The organism is Gephyromycinifex aptenodytis, assembly GCF_012277275.1.
In the GTDB taxonomy this organism is placed as follows: domain Bacteria; phylum Actinomycetota; class Actinomycetes; order Actinomycetales; family Dermatophilaceae; genus Gephyromycinifex; species Gephyromycinifex aptenodytis.
The window spans coordinates 1,788,266-1,813,250 of record NZ_CP051155.1 but is presented as its reverse complement, the minus strand read 5'-3'; the positions used below and the strand labels follow the sequence as shown (position 1 = coordinate 1,813,250).

Below are 24,985 nucleotides of genomic sequence, written 5' to 3'. Positions count from 1 at the left end.
CGAGGTGGCGGGCTGTCTGGCGTCCGGTACGGGAGCAGTTCAGCTACGTTTGGGCGCCCCAGGGCGCACGTACCGCACCCAGGTGATGACTACGCACATGACGGCGAAGACCAAGCCGATCATGTAGAAGGTGCCCGGCGCCATGACGCTCAGGCCGATCCCGAAGAAGAACGGACCGAAGGCGGCGATCGCGGCTGTCCAACCGATGACGCCACCGGCCTGCCGCTTCTCGAAGATCATCGGCATCTGCTTGAACGTGGACGCATTGCCGATCCCGGAGAACAGGAAGATGGCGAGCATCCCGCCCAGGAATTTGGCGAAGCCGGCGTCCAGGGTCGCTGCCGAGGTCGTGTCGGGGGTCAGCGTCGGAATGGTGTAGGCGATCGAGGCCACCAGCCCAATCCCAGAGATGAGGGTCCAGATTCCACCGCCCATCTTGTCGGTCAACGGTGAGAACACCACCCGAGCCCCGGCGCCGATGAGCGGGCCGAGGAAGACGAACTTGGCTACGTCGGGCACGGAATAACCCGCGATGAGCATCTGGGCGTCTGCGCCGGCGCCCACCACGATTTCGGGGTTGCCGATGCCGTACAGGTTGGCCATGAGCAGACCGAACTGCGCCGACAGGCCCGAGAACGTACCGAAGGTCATGATGTAGAGCAGCGTCATGTACCAGGTGTCGACATTGCTGAAGATGTCGAACTGCTGCCTGATGTTGGCCTTGATCGGCACCGACTTCAGCATCGTCCAGGCCAGGATGGCGCCGACGAGCATCAACGGGATCCAGACGAAGGCCGCGTTCTGGTAGAAGACGCTCTTGACCGGCACGCCCGGCATCTGCAGTTGCTGACTGCCGCCGAAGATGGCCAGCCCGCCCAACGCGATGAGATACGGCGTGGTGAGCTGGACGATGGAGACCCCGAAGTTACCCAGACCGGCCTGCAGGCCCAATGCGGTTCCTTGCATCCGCCGAGGGAAGAAGTAGGAAGTACTCGGCATGAAGCCCGAGAACGCGCCACCGCCGACACCGGCCAGGAATGCCAGCACCATGAGTTCCCAATACGGAGCCGTCGGCTGTTGGACGCGCACGCCCCAGCCCAACGTGGAGGCGATGAGCAGCAGCGAGGTCAAGGTGACCATCTTGCGGGTGCCCATGATGGGTGGCAGCACCATCCACACCAGACGCAGCAAACCTGCTGCCAGGCCGGGCATGGCGGCCATCCAGTAGAGCTGGCCCTTGGTGAAGTTGTAACCGAGGGCATTCAACTTCGGGATGATCGCGCTGGGCAGGAACCAGGCGATGAACGCCAAGGTCAGGCAGAAGGTGGTGATCCACAAGGTGCGCCAGGCCAGACCCTTGTCCCAGGTGGCCTCGTTCTCCGGATCCCAGCTTTTCAACCACTCACCGGACTGCTTGGCCGGCGTGGCGGGGACGCTGCTCATGAGGAAACCTCGCTCAGACGGGTGGAGGAAGTGGACAGGACGCCGGCATCGTCGATATCCCGCGCGATACCGGGTGATTCCCTCTCGTGCATCCGCAGGATCGTCACATGCATCCACGTGGCGCAGATCGCGATGAGCACGAACAGGACGAAGAAGGTGCTGGTGGGGAAGCCCGTCCAGACCTTGGTGTAGGCGAACAGCGGCGGCAGGATGAACCCGCCGAGTCCGCCGAGCATGCCGACCAGACCGCCGACGGAGCCGACGTTGTCGGGGTAGTACTCCGGGATGTGCTTGTAGACGGCTGCCTTGCCGATACCCATCGCGCAGCCGAGCAGGAAGACCAGGGTGGCCACCGGAACCAGCCCGAGGTTCCAGGCCAGATGCTCGCTCTGGGTGCCGTCGGCGTGGGCGATGACGAGGTGTCCGTTGGGCATCATCAAGATGCCGGTCGTCAGCAACATGACGCCGAACGTCAGGTACATCGCCTTGCGGGCGCCCCACTTGTCCGAGATCCATCCGCCGACCGGGCGCAGCAGCGAGGCGGGGAAGATGAACGAGGCGGTCAACAGCGCGGCGGTCTGCAACGGGACATCGAAGTTGTCGACGTAGTACTTGGGCATCCAGGCCGAGAGCGCGACGTAGGCGCCGAACACCGCGACGTAGTAGAGGCTGAAGCGCCACACCCGCAGATGCCGCAGCGGGGCGAGCATCTCACCCACAGGTTTGCTCGCCCCCGGCATCCGGTCGTTGCGCGGGGCGATGATCCAGGTGGCGATCGCCAACACGATGAGCAGCACGGAGTAGATGACCGGAACGATCCGCCAACCGCCCTCGACGAAGCCGAAGTAGGTCGCCCCGGCGGTGCCGGTGATCAGGGCCGGACCGATGAACTTCGTCGCTGAGGCGCCGATGTTGCCGGCCCCGAACAGTCCGAGCGCAAAACCTTGCCGTTTGCGGGTGAACCACGCCGCGTTCCAGGCGATGCCCACCGTGAAGAGGTTGCCGGCGAAGCCGACGAGGAAGGCGAGCAGCAGCAGCATTCCGTAGGAGCGGGTGTGGGCCACCAGGTAGGCGGGCACGGCCGTGATCGCCAGCATCGCGATCGTCATCTTCCGGCCGCCGATCCGGTCGGCGAGCATGCCTGCAGGCAGTCGCCAGAGCGAACCGTTGAGGACCGCTACGGCGGAGATCCACGCCAGTTCGGGATCGGTGAGGCCCAGTTCCTTCTGGATCGGGATGCCTAGGATCCCGAACATCAGCCACACCGCGAACATCACGGTGAAGGAGATGGTGGAGATCCACATCACGCGGTAGGCGCCGGGGGCCTCCTGTGTTGGCGCTGGGGATGACTGCGTACCGGCTGGCGGCGAGGCGGTGCTCATGAGGTCCTCGGGGTCGAAGCGGGAGTCAGGTTGGCGGAGTAACGTTTAACAAGTCCCTGCGGTGTTTTATCGCAGTTGTTGTCCTGCAAAATGTAGCGGGGGTGGACACCGGCGCGCTGAACGGGTCACATCAGGTGTTGCCTATGTCACCGCAGATGTAGGTGGCCTGCTTAGCGGGCGCGGGTGGCCGTGCTCGCCTGCATGCGGTGAAGGAGCGGTACATGACGGGGTCTACGGGGCCACGCTCAGCGCTGTCTGAGTCCTTCGCCCGGCTGACGGCGCTCACGCCTGCCCAGCGGACTGCGTTGGCTGCGCTCGCCGGGCGGGCAGAGGCGGTGACTGCCAGCGAGTTGGCGGCCGAGCTGGGAGTGCAGCCGAGCTCCGTGCGCGAGACACTGGAAGCGTTGCGCGAAACGGGCCTGGTCGGCAGGGAGCGAATGCCGACCCTCGGGCGCGGCCGTCCGTCCTGGGGCTATCTGGCAATCGGGCCGGTGGATGTCGATCTACCAGTACGGATGCTCGCCCAGGTGCTGGACGCCACAGCTCGCGTGCTGCGGGCCAGCCACCCGGACCCGGCCCTGGCGGCGCATCAGATCGGCCGCGAGTGGGGCGGTGCTCTGCTGGCGCAAGACGTGCCCGATCATGATGAGCACGAAGCGGACTCCTACGACGAATTGCCCCTGGCAGACCACATGGGCAAGATCGCCTTCTTCTCGTCTTCGCTGGGATTCTCGGCTTCGGTGAACGCCGCACAACCCACCTCGCTGCTCCTTCGAGGCTGTCCTTTCGTGCGCAACGGCGCCATCGACCCGCTGCTGTGCCGGATGCACCTGGGAATGATGGAGCGGATCATCGAGGCCACCTCGCGCGGCCGGGTCTCGACCAGTCTGCGGCCGTGGGTGAGTCAAGACGTGTGCGCGCTCGACCTGCTGGAGTTGCCGGGTTATTCGCCCCGTTAATGGGGACACCCCAGCATTAAAAGGGTCACATCCGGTATAAATGGCAGGGTCCGCCCCGCCATGAAGGAGCTGCACGTGAGCACCACCTCCGGAATCCGCCCGCCCGCAGGCATGGATGGGTCCGCCTCCGACGCCCTCCTGAAGATGGGGCGCCGTTTCACCAAACGCTCCAGCGATGTGTCCGAAGATCTGCGCACCATCACCCACGAGGGTGGGCGCAGCGCTGACGCCTTCTACCGTGATCGCTGGAGCCACGACAAGGTCATCCGCTCCACGCACGGCGTGAACTGCACGGGCTCCTGCTCGTGGAAGGTGTACGTCAAGGACGGCATCATCACCTGGGAAGCGCAGCAGACCGACTACCCCACGGTCGGCCCGGACCGCCCCGAGTACGAACCGCGCGGATGCCCGCGTGGTGCTGCCTTCTCCTGGTACACCTACAGCCCGACCCGGGTGCGCTATCCCTACGCCCGCGGCATCCTGTTGGAGTTGTACCGCGAGGCCCTGCGCGAGCACGGCGACCCGGTACTGGCCTGGGGTTCCATCGTGGAAGACCCGGAGAAGGCCAATCGGTACAAGCGAGCCCGTGGCAAGGGCGGGCTGGTCCGCACGACCTGGAACGAAGCGGTCGAGATCGTCGCTGCCGCGCACGTCTACACGATCAAGGCCTACGGTCCCGACCGCACCGCCGGTTTCTCGCCGATCCCGGCCATGTCGATGGCCTCTTACGCAGCCGGTACCCGCTTCTACTCCCTCATCGGCGGCACCGTGCTGTCGTTCTACGACTGGTATGCCGACCTGCCCCCGGCCAGTCCGCAGGTCTTCGGCGACCAGACCGACGTCCCCGAATCAGCCGACTGGTGGGACGCCGCCTACCTGATGATGTGGGGCTCGAACGTCCCGGTCACCCGCACCCCGGATGCGCACTTCATGACCGAGGTGCGTTACCGGGGCACCAAGGTGGTCTCGGTCAGCCCCGATTACGCCGACAACTCCAAGTTCGCCGACGAGTGGGTCGCGATCCACCCCGGCACCGACGCCGCCCTGGCGATCGCCATGGGTCACGTCATCCTCAAGGAATTCTTCGTCGATCGTTCGACGCCGCAGTTCGAGTCCTACCTGGCCACCTACAGCGACTCCCCGTTCCTGGTCCAGCTCATAGAGCGCGACGGCATGGTCGTGCCGGACAAGTTCCTCACCGCCGCCGACCTCGGTGATGACTCCGAGAACGCCGAGTTCAAGACCGTTCTGCTGGATGGCGCGCAGGACCCGGCCGGTCGTCCGGTCGTGCCGAACGGGTCGATGGGCTTCCGCTACGGCGAGTCCGGCAAGGGCAACTGGAACCTCGACCTGGGCGACATCCGTCCGTTGATGTCGGTCTACGCCGAGGGCGGGCAGACCCTCGAGGTCACGCTGCCGCGTTTCGACACCGCTGACGGCTCCGGCGCCTCGGTGGTGCGTGGCGTGCCGGTGCGCGAGGTCGCCGGTCGCCGGGTGTGCACGGTCTTCGACCTGCTGTTGGCCCAGTACGGCGTTTCGCGGCCGGGTCTGCCCGGCAGCTGGCCCTCGGGATACGACGACCCGGATGCGGTCGGCACCCCCGAGTGGCAGGAATCGTTGACCGGCGTGCCTTCGGCGCAGTGCGTCCGCATCGCCCGGGAGTTCGCGCACACCGCGGTGGAATCTGATGGCCGCTGCATGATCCTCATGGGTGCCGGCACCAACCACTGGTTCCACTCCGACACCATTTACCGCGCCTTCCTCACCCTGACCACCCTGACCGGCTGCCAGGGCAAGAACGGCGGCGGCTGGGCCCACTACGTCGGGCAGGAGAAGGTGCGCCCCTTCGCCGGGTTCGCGCAGTTGGCGTTCGCGCTGGACTGGGTGCGCCCACCCCGCCAGAACATCTCGGCGGCCTTCTTCTACACCCACACCGGGCAGTGGCGGTACGACTCGCACGGCGCTGACGCGCTGGCCAGCTCGGTGGGCACCGGCGCCTGGAAGGGCAAGTCGCCAGCCGACCTGCTCGCCGCCTCGGCGCGAATGGGTTGGATGCCGAGCTTCCCGACCCTGTCCGGCAACATCCTCGACCACTGCGACGCAGCCAAGGCCGAAGGTCTGAAGCCGGCCGAGTACGTCGTCCGGGAGCTCAAAGAGGGCCGGATGCGCTTCGTGGCTGAAGACCCGGACGGCCCGGACAACCACCCCAAGGTGCTCACGGTCTGGCGCTCGAACCTCATGGGTTCCAGCTCCAAGGGCAACGAATACTTCAACAAGATCCTGCTCGGCACTGACCACTCGCTGCGTGCCACACCGGCCCCAGCGGGCCACCGCGGCAGCGAGGTGCAGTGGAACGAGGACCAGCCCGAAGGCAAGCTCGACCTGCTGACCTGCCTGGACTTCCGCATGACGAGCACGACGTTGTTCTCCGACATCGTCTTCCCGGCCGCCACCTGGTACGAGAAGTTCGATCTGAGCAGCACCGACATGCACCCCTATGTGCACTCCTTCAACCCAGCTATCGCCCCGCCGTGGCAGGCCCGCAGCGACTACGTCGCCTTCAAGGACCTGGCGGAGAAGGTCAGCGAACTCTCGGCCGGGCACCTGGACACCCGCACCGACCTCGTCCTGGCCGCGCTGCAACATGACACCCCGGACGAGCTCGCCTACCCCCGCGGTGTGACCCGCGACTGGCGCAAGGGCGAGTGCGAGCCCATCCCCGGCAAGACGATGCCGAAGATGGTCGAGGTGGAACGCGACTACACCAAGATCGGCGAGAAGTGGGGCTCCATCGGCCCGCTGGCCGCCAAGCTGGGTATGCCCGTCAAGGGTGTCGTCTTCGATCTCAGCGAAGAGGTCGAGGTGCTCACCGGGCGCAACGGCCGGGTGCGCGGCGGCGCCGGTGACGGTTCGGCTTCGCTGGCCCGTGATCGAGACATGTGCGAGGCGATCCTGGCCATGTCGGGCACGACCAACGGGCGATTGGCCACCGATGGTTGGAAGCAGATGGAGGTCCGCACCGGCCAGAAGTTGGCCGACCTGTCCGAGGGCGAGGCCGGGCGGCGGGTGACCTTCACCGACACCCAGGTGCAGCCGCAGCCGGTCATCACCTCACCGGAGTGGTCGGGTAGCGAACACGGTGGGCGCCGCTACACCCCGTTCGTCGTCAACGTGGAACGGCTCAAGCCGTGGCACACCCTGACCGGGCGCATGCACTTCTACATCGACCACGACTGGCTACAGGAGTCCGGCGAGGCGTTGCCCGTCTACCGTCCGCCGCTGAACATGAACCTGCTCTACGGTGAGCCGAAGCTGGGCGACCCCGACGCCGAGGGCTTGGGCCTGACAGTCCGCTTCCTCACCCCGCACAACAAGTGGTCGATCCACAGCGAGTACCAGGACAACCTGCTCATGCTCAGCCTTGCCCGTGGTGGCCAGGCGATCTGGATGAGTGATGTCGACGCGGCCAAGCTCGGCATCGAGGACAACGACTGGATCGAGGCGGTCAACCGCAACGGCGTCCTGGTCTCGCGCGCCATCGTCTCCAGCCGGATGCCGGAGGGCCTGGTGTACATGCACCACGCCCAGGACCGCACCGTCGACGTCCCGCTCGCGGAAGCCAGCGGCAAGCGTGGCGGCATCCACAACTCCGCGACCCGGGTGCTGTTCAAGCCCAGCCACGTCGCCGGCGGGTACGCCCAGATCTCCTGGGCGTTCAACTACTACGGGCCAACCGGTAACCAGCGTGATGAGGTCACGGTCATCCGCCGCCGCAGCCAGGACGTGACCTACTGATGCGCACATCTCGCAGGCTCTCGCCGACTCCCGACTTCGGCCCAGAGCGCGCAGTCACTGTCCCCGAGAACCCCTTCGCCGTCGCCTCGACCGCAGGAGTGAACCGATGAGAATCATGGCCCAGATGGCGATGGTGATGAACCTCGACAAGTGCATCGGGTGTCACACCTGCTCCGTGACCTGTAAACAGGCCTGGACGAACCGCTCGGGCCTGGAATATGTGTGGTGGAACAACGTCGAGACCCGTCCCGGCTTGGGCTACCCACGCACCTATGAGGATCAGGATCGCTGGCAGGGCGGCTGGATGCTCACCCGCAACGGCCGGCTCAAGCTGCGTGCAGGCGGCAGGGTCAAGAAACTGCTGCAGATCTTCGCCAACCCGGTGCTGCCGAGCATGAACGACTACTACGAGCCGTGGACCTACGACTACGACACCCTCACCAAGGCTCCGCTGCAGGAGCACACCCCGGTGGCGCGGCCGTACTCACTCATCTCCGGCAAGCCGATGAACATCGAATGGTCGGCTAACTGGGACGACAACCTGGGGGGATCACCGAAGCTGCTCAGTCAGGACCCGGTCCTGGCCAAGGTGTCCGCGGAAGTGAAGATGGAGTTCGAGAAGACCTTCATGTTCTACCTGCCGCGCATCTGTGAGCACTGCCTCAACCCCAGCTGTGTGGCGAGCTGCCCGAGCGGGGCGATCTACAAGCGGGCCGAGGACGGCATCGTGCTGGTGGATCAGGACGCCTGCCGCGGTTGGCGACAGTGCATCACCGGCTGTCCGTACAAGAAGGTGTACTTCAACCACCGCACCGGCAAGGCCGAGAAGTGCACGTTCTGCTTCCCGCGGGTCGAGGTCGGCATCCCCACCGTGTGCTCCGAGACCTGCGTGGGTCGACTGCGCTACATCGGTCTGGTCCTCTACGACGCGGACAAGGTGCTCGAAGCGGCCTCGATGCCGCAGGACAAGGACCTGTACCGCGCACAGCGAGAGTGTTTTCTGGACCCGCACGACCCACAGGTGCAGCGGGAAGCCGAGCGGGCGGGTATCCCCGGCGACTGGATGGAAGCCGCCCAGCGCTCGCCGGTCTACCGGCTCATCCACGATTACGAGATCGCGCTGCCGCTGCACCCGGAATACCGCACCATGCCGATGGTCTGGTACATCCCGCCGCTGTCGCCGATCGTGGACGAGGTCACCCGCACCGCGGTTCGTGACGTTGACCCCGAGAGCCACGAGGTGCTCTTCGCGGCCATCGACACCCTGCGGATTCCGAGCGAGTACCTGGCCGAGTTGTTCACCGCCGGGGACGTCAGCGTCGTCGACGACGTGCTGAAGAAGCTGGCGGCCATGCGCTCATATATGCGCGACATCAACCTCGGTCGCGATCCGCGCGCCGAGATCCCGGCCTCGGTCGGGATGGCCGAAGAGGACATGTACGACATGTACCGGCTGCTTGCCATCGCCAAGTACGAAGAGCGCTACGTCATCCCCAGTGCCCACGCGGAGGATGCGCACCGGCTGGAGGAACTCGCCACCGAGTGCGCCGTCTCCGAATACGGCGGCGGGAGCCCGTTCGGCGCCGATTCGGGTCGAGGTGGTCCGGTGCCGGTGGCGATTCAGACCCGCCGCGAGACGGCTCGCCGCGCCACGGCGGATGAGATGGGTCATCCCTCCGAGCGCGAGGGGGGACTGACCCTATGAGGATCCCCATCCAGTTGTTCCGCCGTAAACCGGCACCGCAAGTGGCTTCCCAGCAGCGCGGGGAGGACGAGCTCGGGCTCGGCGTTCCCTGGACTCCGCAGGAGGGTGCGCCGCGGGTGCCGCGGCGTTCCACGGACGTCCTGGAGCGCGCCCGCGGGGTCAAGGTGTCTGCTGCGCATCAGTCGATCTACAAAGCAGCCGGGCTACTGCTGGAGTACCCGAGCGAAGAGCTGATCGAGTCGTTGCCGCTGGTGCGCGCCGCGCTCGAGGAGAGCTGCGCGCGGGAGGCCGGTCCGGTCCGCGAGCTGTCGGCCGTCATCGAGCACCTGGAGTCCGTGCCGCTGGAGCAGGCCCAGAGCGAGTACGTCGAGACCTTCGACATGCGTCGACGGTGCTGCCTGCACCTGACCTACTACGCCTTCGGTGACACCCGGCGTCGCGGGATGGCGTTGTTGGACATCAAACAGACGTATCAGGCCTGCGGGGCTCAGCTCGATGAGTCCGAGCTGCCGGACCACTTGTGCGTGCTGCTGGATTTCGCTGCCTGTGTCGACGGGCCGGTGGGGCGCACCCTGCTCCTGGACCACCGGCCCGGTCTGGAACTGTTGCGGATCTCGTTGCAGGACCGTGGTTCCGTGTATGCCCACGTCATCGCGGCTGTCAGCGCAACCCTGCCGAACCTGGACGGCTCCGACAAGGATGCAGTACGCCGTCTCATCGCCACCGGCCCACCCGATGAAGAAGTCGGTATGGAGGCCTACGTCTCGAGTAGTCACGTCGCCACCGGAGTGAGGTCGTAGTCATGGACGTCGTGTTGTGGGTCATGGTCCCCTGGATCTGCATGGCGATTTTCGTCGTCGGGCATTTCTGGCGTTATAAGTACGACAAGTTCGGCTGGACCACACGCAGTTCGCAGATGTATGAGAGCAAACTGCTGCGGATCGGTTCGCCGCTGTTCCACTTCGGTCTGCTGTTCGTCATCGCCGGTCACATCATGGGGTTGATCATCCCCAAGCGGTGGACGGCGGCGGTGGGCATCACCCAGGAGATGTACCACTTGGTGGCGGTGGTCACCGGCGCGATTGCCGGGTTCTGCACCGTGGTGGGGATGCTCATGCTCATCTACCGGCGCCGAATGACCGGGCCGGTGTTCCGGGCCACGACGGCGATGGACAAGATGATGTACCTGCTGCTGGCCGGGACAATCCTGCTCGGGCTTTCCAACACGGTGGTCGGTAACGTCGTGAACCACTACGACTACCGCGAGGGCCTCTCGATCTGGTTCCGCAGCCTGTTCACCTTCAACGCTCAACCGGAGCTGATGACGCAGGCGCCGCTGACCTTCCAGCTGCATACGCTCATCGCGTTCACGCTGTTCGCCCTGTGGCCCTTCACCCGGCTGGTGCACGTGTTCAGCGCCCCGCTGGACTACTTGTGGCGTCCCTACATCATCTACCGGGCCCGCCCGAGCAGCCTGGGTTCGCGCAACGCCAAACGCGGTTGGGAACGCAGCGTCCTGGAGCGGGACTCCTCTTCCGCCGACCGAGCGGCGGGCAGTCATGCAGCGACTCGTCGCTGACTGTCTCCAGCAATGACGTAGGGCCCACCCGAACGGGTGGGCCCTACGTCATTTGCGGTGCTGGTTGAATCCGTGCTCCTGGCGCGCAGACCGAGCAGCAGCAGACCCGGCGGGTGCACCAACGCCAGGGTCGCGGAGCTCAGTTGGGCAACGCGTCGGTGATGAGGGTGTCGCCGTCGTTGAAGGTGAGGATCTGCCGGATCGTGCTGGGGCGGCTGAACGTCGTTGCCGCGACCATGGCCACGTTGGCGCGCGAGACCTGACCGGGGGCATCGTCGAAGCTGATCCGTCCGCTGGGGTCTTCGCTGGTCAGCCGGCTCGGACGCAGGATCGTCCACGCGAGGTCGCTCTCCTGCAAGTAGGCATCCGCCGCCGTCTTGGCTTCGGCGTAGTGGAAGAACGGGTCGTCTTCGGCCACCCCGTGACCGGGTCCGGCGCCGAAGTAGGAGATCATCACGTAGCGCGGCGTCCGGGAGGCCATCGCGGCGTCCATGGAGCGGATCGCTGCATCGCGGTCGACGGCGTAGGTGCGCTCGGGCGAGCCGCCGCCGGCGCCGGCAGACCACACGATGGCGTCTTGATCAGTGAGCAGGTCGGTCAGTTCCTGCGTCGACAATTTCTCCACGTCGGCCAGCACCGGGGTGGCGCCGGTGCATGCCACCGCTGCGGCGTGTTCAGGGTTGCGAATGTAGGAGGTGACCTCGTGCCCAGCGGCGGTGAGGATGGGGGCAAGGAGGAGAGCCACCTTGCCGTGGCCGCCCACGATGGCGATGCGAGACATACATTTCCTTCCGGTCGACGGTCATTCGGGCCAACGGCCAGTCGCAGGGGTTCATTCCACGCTGCGGCGAGCGGCAGCCTTGGCGGCGATGACGTCGATGAGCAGAACGATTGCAAAACCCGCCACGGCCAGCGCGATGGGCACTAACGCCTGCCCTGGTTCCGGCAGTGCCAGCCGGGTGCTGGCCAGGCCCTGTGGCCAGGGCCACAAAACTCGCAAGGAGCCGAGCATGAGCCCGATCATCGCCGCCAGGAGCGGGTCGTGGTGGTGGGTCAGCAGCCAGTTCAGACCGCGGGAGGCCAACGCCAACCCCAGGGCGCAGCCGAACGCGAACAGCACCAGGTGTCCCAGACGCAGGTGTGAGACGGCGCTGAGGACCGGGGCGTACATGCCCATCAGGACCAGCAGGAAGGAGCCGCTGATCCCGGGCAAGATCATCGCGCAGATGGCGATGGCGCCGGCTCCGAAGAAAGCCCACCAGGGGGCGGTGGCGCCCTCGACGGCCTCACCGTGGGTAGCGGGGTTGAGACCGAGCAGCACGAAGAACGCGATCGCTGAGACCACGAGCAACACCATCGCGGCCGGGGTGATCTGGCGCAGTTGACGCAGACACAGCACCGCGGCGCCGAGAATGAGCCCCATGAACAGGCCCGCCATCTGTTCGGGGTAGGTGGCCAGGGCCTTCTCCAACGGTGTGGCGAGCAGGAACACTGCCGACAGGATGCCGGTGCCCAGGCCGATGATCCACAGCCACGGGACCTGTCGCAGCGCGGCCTGAACGCCCTGCCAGTCCAGACGCAGCGCGGCCGCGGCAACGTCCACGCACAGGTCCAGAGCCGCGACGAGCCGGTGGTAGATGCCCAGCGCCAGGGCGACCGTGCCGCCGGATACTCCCGGGACGACATCGGCCGATCCCATCGCGAACCCGCGGACGAATTGCGGCGGCAGGATGCGGGCAGAGCGCTGGCGCGGCCCCCAGGTGGGTGCTTCGGCAGCGGCGGGCGGCGTCTCGGACCCCGGAGCGCCGGTGGGCATCGGGTCGGGACGAGAGGAAGGCGAGGTGGTCGACACGCTTCCTGATGGTACGGGGGTCTGCCGGTTGCAGCGGCCACGCCGCCGGGCAGGCGGCGGGGCAGCAGCGGCAGGCAGCCACGTAGCAGCAGCGCCCGGCAGGGCAGAGGTCGGCTACGGGGTGGGCAGTGCCTGCTCCAGTCGCCGCTGCCAGGGCTCGATCTGCCAGCCGCGGGCGCGCACCCATTCGTCGTCGAAGTAGGTGTGGGCGTATCGCTCGCCGGAGTCACACAACAAGGTCACGACCGAGCCGCGCTCACCGGCGGCGCGCATCCCCTGCACGATCGCGGCGACCCCGACGATGTTGGTTCCGGTGGAGGCTCCGACCCGGCGGCCGAGTCGGGCACTGAGGAAACGCGCCCCTGCCACCGAGGCCTCATCGGGCACCCGGATCATCCGATCGACGATCGCTGGCACGAAGCTGGGCTCCATGATCGGCCGCCCAATCCCTTCGATGGCGGAACTGGCCTGGCTGCGGGCGTGCGGGTCGCGCTGCTTCCAGCCGGGGTAGAAGGCCGAGTTCTCCACGTCGGTGACGCACAACCGGGTAGGCATCCGGTGGTAGCGCACGTACCGCCCCAGGGTGGCGCTGGTGCCGCCGGTCCCGGCCCCGACGACGACCCAACTGGGGATCGGGTGCGGTTCTTCGGCGAGTTGGTCCAGGATCGATTCGGCGATGTTGTTGTTCCCCCGCCAGTCCGTGGCCCGCTCGGCGTAGGTGAACTGGTCCAGGAAGTGGCCACCGTGTTCGGCGGCCAGCCGGGCCGACTCGGCACACATCTGGTCGGCCCGATCCACGAAGTGGCAGCGCCCGCCTTGGGCTTGGATGAGGCGGATCTTCTCGGGGCTGGTGCTGCGCGGCATCACCGCAACGAAGGGCAGGTCGAGCATCCGCGCGAAGTGCGCTTCGCTGACGGCGGTCGAGCCGGAGGAGGACTCCACGACCAGGCTGCCGGGCCGTAGCCAGCCGTTCACCAGCGCATACATGAACAGTGACCGGGCGAGGCGGTGTTTGAGACTGCCGGTGGGATGGGTGGATTCGTCTTTGACGTACAGGTCGATGCCCCACTGCGGCGGCAGCTCCACATGCAGCAGGTGGGTGTCGGCCGAGCGTCGAGCGTCTGCTTCCAGTCGGCGCACCCGCTCGCTGACCCAGGCCCGCAGCTCGGGGTCGGATCGATCGACGTCTTGTAGCGCGGACAGATCGATCGTGGGGTCTGCGTCCGGGGCCATGGGCCCTCCTCGGGGGTCGTGGCGGCGCCGCGTCGAGCCGCTGGCTCGCCCACCCACCCCGCCCAGCAGGCCGACTGAGCGGGCGCGCACGCTCGCTGCGTTACTTCGTCACCTCCAGGATGCCGTGTGCGCCGCGTTCGGCGTCGATCATCACGTGAGACACGATGGGATAGTGACCGGCCTGGGTGGGCACCATCTCCACGAATCCGCCCTGGGCCGTGGCCAGGTCCAGGGCTTGGCTGCCGCCGCTGTTCGCCGAAGGAGCGTCCAAGGGGCCGCGGCCGTTCTTGAGCGTGTACGTCCCTTCGCGGTAGACGGTGTCGAACTGCCCGCCGACCACGTGGAAGGAGGTGCCGCGGTTCGGTCCGGCGGGTAGCACCCAGAAGCGCACCCGCTCGCCGACCTTGGCCGCTAGCGGCCGGTAGTCGTATTGGTTTGCGTAGCCGTTGAAGACCACCGCGTCCGGAGCTTCCGCGGCGACCTTGTCGGCGTTGACCTCTGCGCCCCCAAATACACCTCGGACTGCACGAACACGTAGGAGCGGTCCACAACCGGCAGGTCATCGGGTTCGATGACCACGGCGCCGTGCATCCCGGCCGCGATGTGACTGCTCATCGGCGTGGTCGAGCAGTGGTACATCCAGATCCCGGAGCGTTTCGCGGTGAACCGGTAAACGAGAGACTCCCCGGAGGGGATCGTGCGCATCGGCTCATCGGGGGCGATGTCCCCGGCGTGGAAGTCGACCGAGTGGCCCATGCTGCCGTCGTTGATGAGGGTGACCTCGAAGATGTCGCCGACCCGGCCGTGCAGGGTCGGGCCGGGAACGGCACCGTTGAAGGTCCACCGCTTCTGGCGCACCCCGGGGGCAACCTCGAGTTCGAGCTCTTGCACGCGCAGGGTCACCTTGTGGGTGCGGGCAGCCCCCCGTGGGGGCAGCGCGGGCAGACTCGCGTCTCGGGCGACGAAGTCGGCCGAGGGTTTACGCATCGGGTCCAGGTCGTCAGCCGCCGACGGGCCTGCGATCAGGCCCCCGCCACCGGCGTGGCCTTGGTGCCCGGGCGCGGCACCGGCACTGGGGTCGGCTGCCGGGGAGCCGGGCGCTGCACCCTCGACGTCGATGGAGAAGGTCATGCCCATCTGGCGGTGACCGACGATGCTGCACCACCCCTGGATGCCGGTGGTGACGACACCGACGTCCAGGCTGCCCTGGCCGCGGGGAGCGATGCGCTGAGTGCGCTGCCCGGTGTCCAGGACGAGGTCGTGGGCGGTGGAGTCATCGGTGTTGGTGAGTTCGATGACCAGCGCGTTACCGGCCGGCACCCGCACCCGGTCGGGCACGAAACGCATGTCGGCAGTCATCGCGACCTGCACGCGCGTGGTCTGGCCCGTGCCTTCAGCCTGGGCCGCAGCCGGTTGCGGGCTGCCCGCTCCGATGCCGGAATCGCCGACGGCCAGCGTCGCGGCGATGGCCAAGGCCAACGCGGCCACGGCGGTGACCGCCTGCACGCCCGACCAGCCGGGTCGGTGCGGGGCGTGCTCGCCGGCGCGACTTCCGGTCCCGGGCAGCTTGGTGCTGGTGGTAGCGGCTTTGTCGCGGAGCGCCTTCGCCGCAGCTCGGCGGCTGGCCCAGGCCAGCGGCAGAAATGACAGCAGGGCCGCGTAGGCGAGGAAGGAAACGACGACGCGCACCACGCTCGGTAGCGGAAGCAGGCACAGCGCCAATCCGAGGTTGAGCGTCACCACCCGCAGGGTGCCCGCTCGCTCCATCGGGGCTTGCGCGGCGCGGACCACGGCAGGCCCGCCGCCGCCGATGGCGGGGATGAGGTAGCTCAGCGCGCCGATGAGAAGTTGGGCGGTGAATCCGGTGACGGCTACCGCGACCAGGGCGCCGTGGCCAGCGGCCAACCGTTCCCGTCCGCCTTGGCTCATCAATAGCACGATCACCCAGGTGAGCACGATGAACAGCCAACACAGCGCGGCCCCGACGGACCAGGGTGCGAACTCGCGCGGCGGACGGGTGCGCAGCGGTGGCAGTAGGCTGCGCCCCCACAACAGCAGGGTGAAGGCATAGGCGAGCACGCCGATGAGCGCAATGCTCGGGTGGCCGACCAGCGCCCCCGTCACCACGACGGTGATGCTTCCGAGGAACAGGGGGAGACATCGTGCCGCGCCGGCCTCGGCCTGTGGGGAGATCCGGGTGCGCAGGAGCGTGGGCCAGAACGTGACCAGCGTGCCGATGAGGGTCAACCCGATCCAGCCGAAGATGTTGAGGCTGATGTGCGCCGCAAGCAGTCGCGGTGGCCAGGGTGCAGGTGGGCCGGTGGCGAGCAACCCGCCGACGCCGACGCCGAGCACCAGGCAGCTGGCCGCAGCGACGTAGTAGTGGACACAGCCGTGGAAGCGGCCCGGCAGGGCTGCCCTCAGCCTGCGGGTCAGGTGGATTATCTGCCAGCTCGCAGCGCCGATGACGCAGGCAGCGCCCACGACCGCTACCTGCCATCGCCCGATCGGCACGCCGATCAGGACGAGGATGACGCCGATGTGCAAGAGGGCCAGTCGTTTGTTCTGCGACGATCGCGGATCCAGGTGGGGACCGGTTTTCAACAGGGCCTGGGTGAAGTGGGTCGACCAGACCATCGCCGCATGGCTCAGAGCCCCGAGCAGGACGGTGTGCGTCATCAGCCAGTTGGCACGCGGCAGGAACGGGTGAATCAGGGTGAGGACAACGGCGACCCCCAGCCAGATGAAGGTCGGAGTGTTGCGCCACCACCACGCGCGCGGTGGTGCGGATGCCCGGTTTTGCAGGCGGGTGGTCTGCGACGGACTCGGCACGTTTCCTCCGATATTTACAACGGGCTATGCCATAAAAAATACCGGACTGGGCAGGATCGACCGCATCTGGCCTGGATCTGTCGCATGCGCCGCCCGTCACGCGGTGCCTGTACCGGCAGCGACTGGCAGGCACGGTCAGTCCGGAGGGGCGAGCATCGCTGACTGCTAGGGCGCTTATCCGGTCGCGCGGCAGCTCAATCGCTACGGGTGATGCCTTTCCACGTGCCGGGGCAGGTAGATGAGGCAAGCTCCCGGTTCGGCGAACGGCTCCAGCCGGACTCCGACGGTGGATTCGCCACGGGCTTCGTAACGTCCGAGGACAGCCCCGAGGTGGACTTGGCAGACAACGTCTGGGTGGCGCCGCGCGGCGTCCAACAGGGGGCACTGACGCAGTCGCACCCGCTCCACCTCAGCGGATTCCCCTCGAGCCTCGGCAACGGCATGGGCCTCGGGGGCGGTTGTTCCCGTGGTGCTGCGTACCGGTAGCCACGTCGACTCTTCGGGTGGCTCGGGGTCGAAACCGAGTTGTTCGAGCAGTTCGCGGCTGGAGCCTGCCGCTGGGGCGTCGCTGGATGCCAGCTTTGAGGCGACCTCGTTGCCCCAATGCCGCCCGGCTTCCAGGGCGAAGCCGCGGGGGTCTGGTGAGGTGCGCTCCAGATGGGCGGCCAGCGCAATCGCTAGGCTGGCGTATTCGCGCAACTGCGGCCGGGAGATTTCCGGCGGCGCCACGGCGTAACGGATCGCGGGGCGTCCACGCCCTTGGGCTTTCCCGCTGGTGCGCAGCACCAGCCCCGCGGCGGCAAGGGCATCGAGGTGTTCACGCACAGTGTTGGTGTGTTGGCCACACTCGGCAGCCAGTGCGGTGACCGTGGTCGGCTCGTTGTGGCGGCCGAGTTGCTCCAGAACGCTGGCGCGTGCGCGCGACATCTGGGTGGCGGGATCCTGCCCGGGGGCTGCAGGTCGCGGCCCGAGCCCGCGGTGGTCCCCGTCCTTTATCACGGGACAAGTGTAGTAAAACCCGCGTGGCAAACCGTGTGCGGGCCGCAGCAGATTCGGGTACGGCTCGCCTGGGGGTCTGCGGCCGGCGCCAGCTCTTGGCGGACCCACCGGGCGGGCTACCTGGTCAGGCACGGGTCGCCACCTACGATTGTGACGAATATCGTTGTCCCTCAGGCTGTCGCCGCTGTGCGCGTCGCCCCGCCCCGAAAGGCCCCCGATGCGTTATCGCCTCTCCCGCGCCGCCGCCGCTGCGACCGTGATCGTCTTTGCTCTGGCGGGCTGTTCCGCTTCCAACGGCTCGAACACCGCCCAAACCAGCGCTGCCGAATCCAGTGACACCGCGAAGTCCTCGCCGGAGTCGCCGACCCCTAGCCCCACCCCGACCCGCCAGGAGTTGCCCGGAGGTGGAACTGAGGTCTTCCCCGAATACCGCCTCGTCGGTTTCTCGGGTTACCCCGGCGTGCCGGCCCTGGGACGGATGGGTATCGGCAACCTGGATGACCGCGTCGTAGAGATGAAGAAGGTCGCGGAACCCTTCGCCATGGGACGCAAAGTGATGCCCGTCATGGAACTCATCGCCACCGTGGTGCACGGGAGCCCGATGAAGAACGGCAAGTACAGCGCCCCGATCGATACCAAGGTCGTCGATGACCATTTGGCGGCGTCGAAGAAGCACGGCGCGATGCTGTTGTTGGACATCCAGCCTGGGCGCAGCGACTTCCTTACCGAGGTCAAGTACTGGGAGAAGTACCTCAAGGAACCCAACGTCGGGGTGGCGCTGGATCCGGAGTGGCGGATGGGGCCCAACGAGATCCCGATGCGCACTTTCGGCAGCGTGAACGGTAAGGAACTCGATGAGGTTTCGGCCTACCTGGCCAAGCTCGTCGATGAGAACAACCTGCCCCAGAAGGTCATGGTGGTGCACCAGCTGCGCAAGCCGATCGTCAAGAACGAGGAACTGCTGCAGGAACGCAAGCAGATCGCGGCGGTGAAGTCGGTGGACGGCATCGGCAGCAAGGGGATGAAGGTCGAGACCTGGGGGGTGCTGACCAAGGGGATGAATCCAGCCTTCGCGCCGGGCTTCAAGCTCTTTTACGAAGAGGACAAGGAGTTCGGCCCGCTGATGACCCCGATCCAGGTCATGGAGCTCACTCCGACCCCGGAGTACATCCTGTACGAATGAGCCGCCAAGGCCGCGTCGCGGGCGTGGCGGAGCGGCCCGCCAGCGAGTCCGGCGAGGCATACCGGTCGTGAACTGCGCCTGTTGGCAACCGTTTCGGTCATGATGGAGCGGGGATCGCGGGGCGGCAGGGGAGAGCTATGGCAGGGCCACAAGCCGGCCGGTTGGCGGCCATCGATGTCACGCGCGGACTCATGCTCGTGGCCAACATCGCCTCACCGGCGTGGCTGAGCGCACCGCTGTGGTGGGGGCACGCGCCGTGGGTGGGCGTGCACGGCAGCGACCTCATCTTCCCCGTCTTCGTCACTCTCACCGGCACCGGCCTGGCTTTGGCCTATCGCCGCGGGGTGACCTGGCCCCCCACGCTGCGACGAGTGTTTGTGCTCGTGCTTGTCGGCCTGCTCTACAACGCCTATCACCAGTTCCTCGATGACGGCGCGCTCAGTCTGGGCACGCTGCGTTGGAGTGGAGTGCTGCAGCTCTATGCCGTGCTCGTGCTGGTGATGGCGCTGGTGCGCACCGCGATCGGTAGGTTCGAGCGGTGGTGGGTCTGGGGCGTGTTGGCGTTGCTGGTGGCCGCCGCCCACACCGGCGCCCTGGCGCTGGCCGCGGCCGGTTGCAGCGGCGGGCAGTTGAGCCCGGAATGCAATCCGTCTGCGCTTCTGGATCCGCGGTGGCTCGGCGGCGGGGCGCACATGTACGGCGCAGGGCTGCGTGGACACGACCCGGAGGGTGTCGTGTCCATGGCCGGCGCCTTGGTCAGTGTGCTGGGCGGCGCCGCACTGGCGCGGCTACTGGCCGACTCTGCCGCCCGCGAAGCCGGGGCGGTTGTCGCGCGTATGACGCTGCTGGCTGCAGTTTTCGGGGTGGCATCGGTTACTGCCGCCTCGTTCGTGCCGCCGATGAAGCGACTGTGGACAGCACCGTTCTCGCTGGGGGTGCTGGCCGGGGTGACGGTGGTCATCACCCTGGCCTACCTTGCCGTCGACCGAGGGATCGCCGCGCGCGGGTCGGCCGGGCAGGAACCGCGGGCAGCCCTGGTGTTGTGGCCGCTGCTCGCGCTCGGGCGCAACAGCCTGCTGGTCTACTTCGGGTCGATGACGCTGACCGCGACCCTGCGCACCCTGCCCCGCGACGGTCAGCCGATCGCGCAGGTCATCGCCGAGCACGTCCAGATGGGATCCACCGGGCCCCTGGGGTTCGTCCTGGCCTCGGTCGCGCTGTGGGTGCTCATCGCGATGCTCCTGGACCGCGCCGGCATCTATCTACGCCCCTGAGTGTTGCGGCGCAGTCAGGACATACCAATCGGCTGTGGGTGTTCCGAGGCGTCCGGGTGGGCGTCGCGGCCACGGGCGTGGATCATCCACACCGACCAGAGCACGGTGAAGGCGAACAGAGCCAGATCGGGGAGCGGACTGCCTGGCCGAGAGGGTGTGGGCGAGAGGAGGTCCAGGGCGAACCGGCCCCGTCGGATGAGGCACAGAGCTACCGGGGTGAGGCAGGCCAGCACGGAAAGTGCGGGGATGTCGAGCGCTGAGAGGTACCCGATGGCCCCGAGGATTGACGCGCAGACTGTGACCACGACGAGCATGATGATCCATTCGACATCCAGCACCGACCCCCAGTCGATTCGGCCATCGACCGTGAAATGGCCGAGGAGTAAGGCCGCCGCGAAGGACGCGACGCCGGCGCTCAGCATCCCGGCTATGGCTAGGAGTGGTGCCGCTGTCGCAGCGACTGCACCGCGCCCCAGCCGCGTCGCGGTTCGGCCCCAGTAGAGGGTGAGAAAAGCCCAGAGCAACCGAGAATCCACGGCCACGGTGAGCCACCCCAACAGCGGCACCCGCGAGTCGTAGAGCAACCCCGACAGTGCGCCTGCCAGTAGGCCTTGCACGATGACGGTGCCGAGCATTGCGGTGGCGTTTGGAGGCAGTAGCTGGCTCGCGGTAGGCAGCGCCCCGGTACGTGCATGATGGCGTTCAGGCATGGCTGTTGATCCCCTTCGATGCATCGGTGCGGAGGGGAAGTGTCGTTAGCCCCCGGCCCCACCCGTGTTCTGTCATGTCCCCGGCTGACGTTGGTCGCCCAGTTCTGGGCCCCTTTTCTCTCGACCACGTCAGTGGGCACCATGATTGCTGATGACTGCCGCTGCCAGGGGCGCAGCGAGCAAGTGATTCCACACAATTGAGTGCACTCGGTGCGGTGCGTCTGCTCGCGTCGCCAGGGCGCGCTTGCTCGGCCGCGATGGTGAGGGCCTCCTGATCGTGTTCGTGCCGGATTGAACGGTGCGAGGCTTGCCGTCGTGGCTCTCGCAGAGGGGTCTAGCTGCGATGCTGACCACATTGACGGGGTGCATGACCTGTTGCAGAAACGGGCATAGGGACGGTGACACATCTCTGGCAGGCCGCCGGGGACAGCGACCCTTGCCGGCTTTACGGCGCGAGAGGAACTGCAACATGCCGAAGAACTCCAAGAACGTTCACCCCGAGCCGCCCACCCTGGAGCAGCCAACGGCCCCGCGGGAGCCGAAGCCGCCGCAGCCTGACCAGCGTGCACCTGAAGTGGTCACGGCCACCGGCACCCCGACGGGTGCGCCGGCCAATGCTCGGGCGCAGTCCGGGGCCTTCCTCACCACCGGCCAGGGCAAGCGACTCAGCGACTCCGATCACTCGCTCAAGGCCGGTCGCCGTGGCCCGACCCTGCTGCAGGACCACCACCTGCGGGAGAAGGTCTCGCACTTCGACCACGAACGTATCCCCGAGCGCGCTGTGCACGCCCGTGGTGCGGGTGCGCACGGCACCTTCGTCTCCTACGGCACCGCCGCCAAGGTGACCTCGGCCGGCTTCCTCGCCAAGGACGTCGCGACGCCGGTGTTCGTTCGCTTCTCCACCGTGCTGGGTTCACGCGGCTCCGCTGACACGGTGCGCGACACCCGCGGGTTCGCCACGAAGTTCTACACCGACGAGGGCACCTTCGACCTCGTCGGAAACAACATGCCTGTTTTCTTCATCCAGGACGGCATCAAGTTCCCCGATGTCATCCACGCGGGCAAGCCGCACCCGGACCGGGAGATCCCCCAGGCGCAGAGCGCTCACGACACCTTCTGGGACTTCGTCTCGCTGCACACCGAGGCGCAGCACCTGACGATGTGGAACATGTCCGACCGCGGCATCCCCGCCTCGTTCCGCACGATGGAGGGCTTCGGGGTGCACACCTTCCGCCTCATCAACGAGGCGGGCGAGACGACCCTGGCCAAGTTCCACTGGAAGCCCAAGGCCGGTATCCACTCCCTGGTCTGGGAAGAAGCCCAGATCACTCAGGGCATGGACCCGGACTTCCACCGTCGCGACCTCGCTGACGCCATCGAGGCCGGCGCGTTCCCGCAGTGGGAGCTGGGAATCCAGACCTTCCCCGACACCGAGGACGAGACCTTCGAGGGGATCGACCTGCTCGACCCCACCAAGCTCGTGCCCGAGGAGCTCGCTCCGGTTCAGCCGATCGGCATGATGACCCTGGACGCGAACCCGACGAACTACTTCGCTGAGACCGAGCAGGTGGCGTTCAACCCCAGCCACCTGGTACCCGGCATCGACGTCACCAACGACTCGCTGATGCAGGCGCGTCTGTTCTCCTACCTCGACACCCAGATCACGCGACTGGGCGGCCCCAACTGGCAGCAACTGCCGATCAACCGCCCGCACGCCCCCGTGAACGACATGCTGCGCGACGGTTTCGGTCAGCAGGCTGTTCCCGCGGGTGTGGCTCCTTACCGGCCCAACTCCCTGGACGCGGGTAACCCCTTCGTCGCGGGCGAGGGCGACCGTCCGTTCATCGACGTGCCGGTCAAGGTCGAGGAGTCGGTCAAGGAGCGCGCGCACTCGGCCTCCTTCGACGACCACTTCAGCCAGGCCCGGATGTTCTATCGCTCGCTGAGCCCGGTCGAGCAGGAGCACGTCATCTCGGCTTACACCTTCGAGTTGGCCAAGTGTTACGAGAAGGTCGTCCGGGAGCGTCAGCTGCAGTGCCTGGCAAACATCGACGAGCGCCTGTGCGCCGAGGTCGCCACGGGTCTGGGGATGCCGGCACCGGCTCCCTCGGTCGAGGTCCCGGACGCCGAGCCGAGCCCGGCCCTGTCCCAGATCCGCCCGGAGGCCTACCCGGTCGATGCCCGCAAGGTGGGCATCGTGGCCGACGACGACAGCGACCTGTCGCAGGTCAAGAAGGCCGTCGAGGCCATCGAGAAAGCCGGCATGGTCGCCTTCGTCATTGCACCGCACGGTGGTGAGCTCGCTGGCTCCGGCGGGCCGGTGCCCGTGCAGCGCACGTTCGCCACGGCGCGCTCTGTCGAGCTGGACGCGGTCATCCTCGCCGGTAGCGCTGTGCCGGCTCCGGATGCCGACCCGGTGCGGGACGCGAAGGCCGGTGACCCCACCGGGGTGCCGAACTCGGCCGTCGAGCCGCGCGTGACCCTGCTGCTGGGTGAGATGTTCCGGCACTGCAAGGCCATCGCAGGCCTGAAGGGCAGCGATGCTGCGCTGGCGGCAGCCGGGATCGCCCCGGAGGGCCCCGGCATCGTCGTGGGCGATGACGCCAACAAGGTCGTCTCCAAGGTGGCGGAGCTGCTGTCCCACCACCGCGTCTGGGAGCGGTTCCCGGTCGCTGGCTGACAATGTTGCTGAAGGGCTCTCGGTGCTCTGCACCGAGAGCCCTTCGTTGTGTTCTGTTGGCTGGTTGGGCTTCTCGAAGCAAGCAGCTTGCCGGGGAAGCGCGCAATGCGTGCGGCTACCGGCTGAGTGAGTACCGCAGGCAATCGGCGCCGTGAAAGGTCGCACGCCTTGCCTGGAGTGCCACCGCCCGGGTGAATCACCGGCCTACGGGGTCGAGGGCGGGGGTGTCCCGACGCCGGTGCCGCTGACCCAGTGCTGTCAGAGGACGCCGAGCAGGTCCATGCGGGCGTGCTGATGGGCCAGCAGGGTCCGCAAGATACCGGGGTGGTCGTGATACCAGCGCGTTTGTTCCTCGTCGACTTCTTCGATCGAAAGTTCTTTGCCGTATACCGACCACGAACTGCTGGTCGGGGCATCGAATCCGAGTGCCACAGCGACTTCGGCGCTCACCGGCACACTGCATTGGCCGAGCAGGTCGATTTCCGGTTCCGGGATCCCGGTGGTGACCCCGAGCGCTTCCTGGATACCGCGGGCGATGTGCAACATCAGCGCATTGCCCGGACGGTCCACCGTGTGAACGGCGCTTGCTCCGGCGGTACGCACCACATCCGCGACTCGAATGTCCGTACTGGCCTCGGACATCCGCATCCGCACCAGCGACCAGGCCGCGCACTCGCGCAGCGCCCGGGCGCTCACCCCGCCACCCCAGGCCTGCTCACGGCTGGTGTGCCCAGAGACCGCAGCGATGGTGCGCAGGTCGTGATAGGGCACGACCGGTGGGGTGACCAGGCCGCCGGGCTGCACACCGACCTGATACGGATGCAAGCCCTCGAAGTGCACCCGAGGGAAGGTGATGACGGGCGTACCCGGGCGCAGGAATGGAACCAGATCATCCATACCGACGGGTTTACCGAGGTAGCCCTTGGGCAACGGTTCGGTGATGAAGGCATCTGCTTCCGCCACCAAGCGCCGCAGGTGCCAGATTTCGTCGGTGCTGATCACATCGGCCGACGGGGTGCTTGCCACCAGGTACGGAGCGTCCGTGGCAGAGAACAGAAGGCGCCGTAAGGGGTCGGCTTGAGGGCCGCCGTGAACAATCCACAACGGCCTGTCGGCTCCCACCGGCGCAGGCATGGCCGCAGCCATGTCAGGGCGGTAGGTCGAACTACTCATAACCTCTATGTACCCCTTCGAGCGGTCGGCTATGCGCCCTGCGGGGTAAGCCGGTGCGCGCGACCCTCCCAAGGGGGCAATCTGCCTACCCGTCCCGTCGAAAAAACATCGACATTTTCGTGTATTTCACGCGCGTCTGAGCCCCCCTGGACGGTGGGAGAGGCCGTAATGTGCGTTCCCGACAGT

At 67.0% G+C, this 24,985-nt stretch carries 18 protein-coding genes; 8 read left to right on the top strand and 10 right to left on the bottom strand.

Annotated features, from left to right (window positions below):
- Nucleotides 1-39 precede the first annotated feature (39 nt).
- Entirely contained in the window at nt 40-1,443 is a 1,404-nt protein-coding gene (locus G9V96_RS07920) for an MFS transporter (protein WP_168582541.1), read from the bottom strand.
- Nucleotides 1,440-2,825, bottom strand: coding sequence for an MFS transporter (locus G9V96_RS07915; protein WP_168582540.1), 1,386 nt, complete (start codon nt 2,823-2,825; stop codon nt 1,440-1,442). The genes G9V96_RS07920 and G9V96_RS07915 overlap by 4 nt, the downstream gene beginning before the upstream one ends.
- A gap of 221 nt (nt 2,826-3,046) precedes the next feature.
- Here G9V96_RS07915 and G9V96_RS07910 point away from each other — a divergent pair, with 221 nt between their 5' ends.
- The 5 genes from G9V96_RS07910 to narI all read left to right on the top strand — a co-directional run bounded on the left by G9V96_RS07910 (nt 3,047) and on the right by narI (nt 10,863).
- Entirely contained in the window at nt 3,047-3,784 is a 738-nt protein-coding gene (locus G9V96_RS07910) for a helix-turn-helix transcriptional regulator (protein WP_168582539.1), read from the top strand.
- A 60-nt stretch (nt 3,785-3,844) separates the two neighbouring features.
- A complete protein-coding gene (locus G9V96_RS07905; protein ID WP_210424359.1) occupies nt 3,845-7,579 on the top strand; it encodes a nitrate reductase subunit alpha in 3,735 nt (1,244 codons plus the stop codon).
- 106 nt (nt 7,580-7,685) lie between these two features.
- Nucleotides 7,686-9,284, top strand: a complete 1,599-nt coding sequence (narH, locus tag G9V96_RS07900) for a nitrate reductase subunit beta (RefSeq protein WP_168582538.1) — start codon at nt 7,686-7,688, stop codon at nt 9,282-9,284.
- A complete protein-coding gene (gene narJ / locus G9V96_RS07895; protein WP_168582537.1) occupies nt 9,281-10,084 on the top strand; it encodes a nitrate reductase molybdenum cofactor assembly chaperone in 804 nt (267 codons plus the stop codon). The genes narH and narJ overlap by 4 nt, the downstream gene beginning before the upstream one ends.
- Before the next feature lie 2 nt (nt 10,085-10,086).
- The gene (narI, locus tag G9V96_RS07890; RefSeq protein WP_168582536.1) at nt 10,087-10,863 is read left to right on the top strand and encodes a respiratory nitrate reductase subunit gamma; all 777 of its coding nucleotides are present in this window, start codon (nt 10,087-10,089) and stop codon (nt 10,861-10,863) included.
- A gap of 139 nt (nt 10,864-11,002) precedes the next feature.
- Here the strand turns inward: narI and G9V96_RS07885 are convergent, their stop codons facing one another.
- The 6 genes from G9V96_RS07885 to G9V96_RS07865 form a co-directional block, all read right to left on the bottom strand.
- Nucleotides 11,003-11,644 (bottom strand): SDR family oxidoreductase, encoded by a 642-nt coding sequence (locus G9V96_RS07885; RefSeq protein WP_168582535.1) that lies wholly within the window; start codon nt 11,642-11,644, stop codon nt 11,003-11,005.
- A gap of 51 nt (nt 11,645-11,695) precedes the next feature.
- Entirely contained in the window at nt 11,696-12,715 is a 1,020-nt protein-coding gene (locus G9V96_RS07880) for a DUF368 domain-containing protein (RefSeq protein WP_168582534.1), read from the bottom strand.
- A gap of 114 nt (nt 12,716-12,829) precedes the next feature.
- Nucleotides 12,830-13,948, bottom strand: a complete 1,119-nt coding sequence (locus G9V96_RS07875) for a PLP-dependent cysteine synthase family protein (protein WP_168582533.1) — start codon at nt 13,946-13,948, stop codon at nt 12,830-12,832.
- Between the two features lie 100 nt (nt 13,949-14,048).
- Nucleotides 14,049-14,405 (bottom strand): cupredoxin domain-containing protein, encoded by a 357-nt coding sequence (locus G9V96_RS15135; protein WP_226913222.1) that lies wholly within the window; start codon nt 14,403-14,405, stop codon nt 14,049-14,051.
- Nucleotides 14,360-16,780: a multicopper oxidase domain-containing protein gene (locus G9V96_RS07870; protein ID WP_226913221.1), complete on the bottom strand. Its 2,421-nt coding sequence runs from the start codon at nt 16,778-16,780 to the stop codon at nt 14,360-14,362. Before G9V96_RS07870 ends, G9V96_RS15135 begins: the two co-directional genes overlap by 46 nt.
- Nucleotides 16,781-16,981: 201 nt before the next feature.
- On the bottom strand, nt 16,982-17,779 hold the full coding sequence (locus tag G9V96_RS07865; protein WP_210424358.1) for a helix-turn-helix transcriptional regulator: 798 nt from the start codon (nt 17,777-17,779) through the stop codon (nt 16,982-16,984).
- 217 nt (nt 17,780-17,996) lie between these two features.
- Here G9V96_RS07865 and G9V96_RS07860 point away from each other — a divergent pair, with 217 nt between their 5' ends.
- Both G9V96_RS07860 and G9V96_RS07855 read left to right on the top strand, forming a co-directional pair.
- Nucleotides 17,997-18,962, top strand: coding sequence for a hypothetical protein (locus G9V96_RS07860; RefSeq protein WP_168582532.1), 966 nt, complete (start codon nt 17,997-17,999; stop codon nt 18,960-18,962).
- A 137-nt stretch (nt 18,963-19,099) separates the two neighbouring features.
- Entirely contained in the window at nt 19,100-20,236 is a 1,137-nt protein-coding gene (locus G9V96_RS07855) for a heparan-alpha-glucosaminide N-acetyltransferase domain-containing protein (protein ID WP_168582531.1), read from the top strand.
- Nucleotides 20,237-20,250: 14 nt separating this feature from the next.
- On the opposite strand, the gene G9V96_RS07850 is transcribed toward G9V96_RS07855, so the two are convergent.
- Nucleotides 20,251-20,946, bottom strand: a complete 696-nt coding sequence (locus tag G9V96_RS07850; RefSeq protein ID WP_168582530.1) for a hypothetical protein — start codon at nt 20,944-20,946, stop codon at nt 20,251-20,253.
- Nucleotides 20,947-21,415: 469 nt separating this feature from the next.
- On the opposite strand from G9V96_RS07850, the gene G9V96_RS07845 reads away from it, so the two are divergent.
- On the top strand, nt 21,416-23,626 hold the full coding sequence (locus tag G9V96_RS07845) for a catalase (protein WP_168582529.1): 2,211 nt from the start codon (nt 21,416-21,418) through the stop codon (nt 23,624-23,626).
- A gap of 258 nt (nt 23,627-23,884) precedes the next feature.
- Here the strand turns inward: G9V96_RS07845 and G9V96_RS07840 are convergent, their stop codons facing one another.
- Nucleotides 23,885-24,799 (bottom strand): WcbI family polysaccharide biosynthesis putative acetyltransferase, encoded by a 915-nt coding sequence (locus tag G9V96_RS07840; RefSeq protein ID WP_168582528.1) that lies wholly within the window; start codon nt 24,797-24,799, stop codon nt 23,885-23,887.
- Nucleotides 24,800-24,985 lie beyond the last annotated feature (186 nt).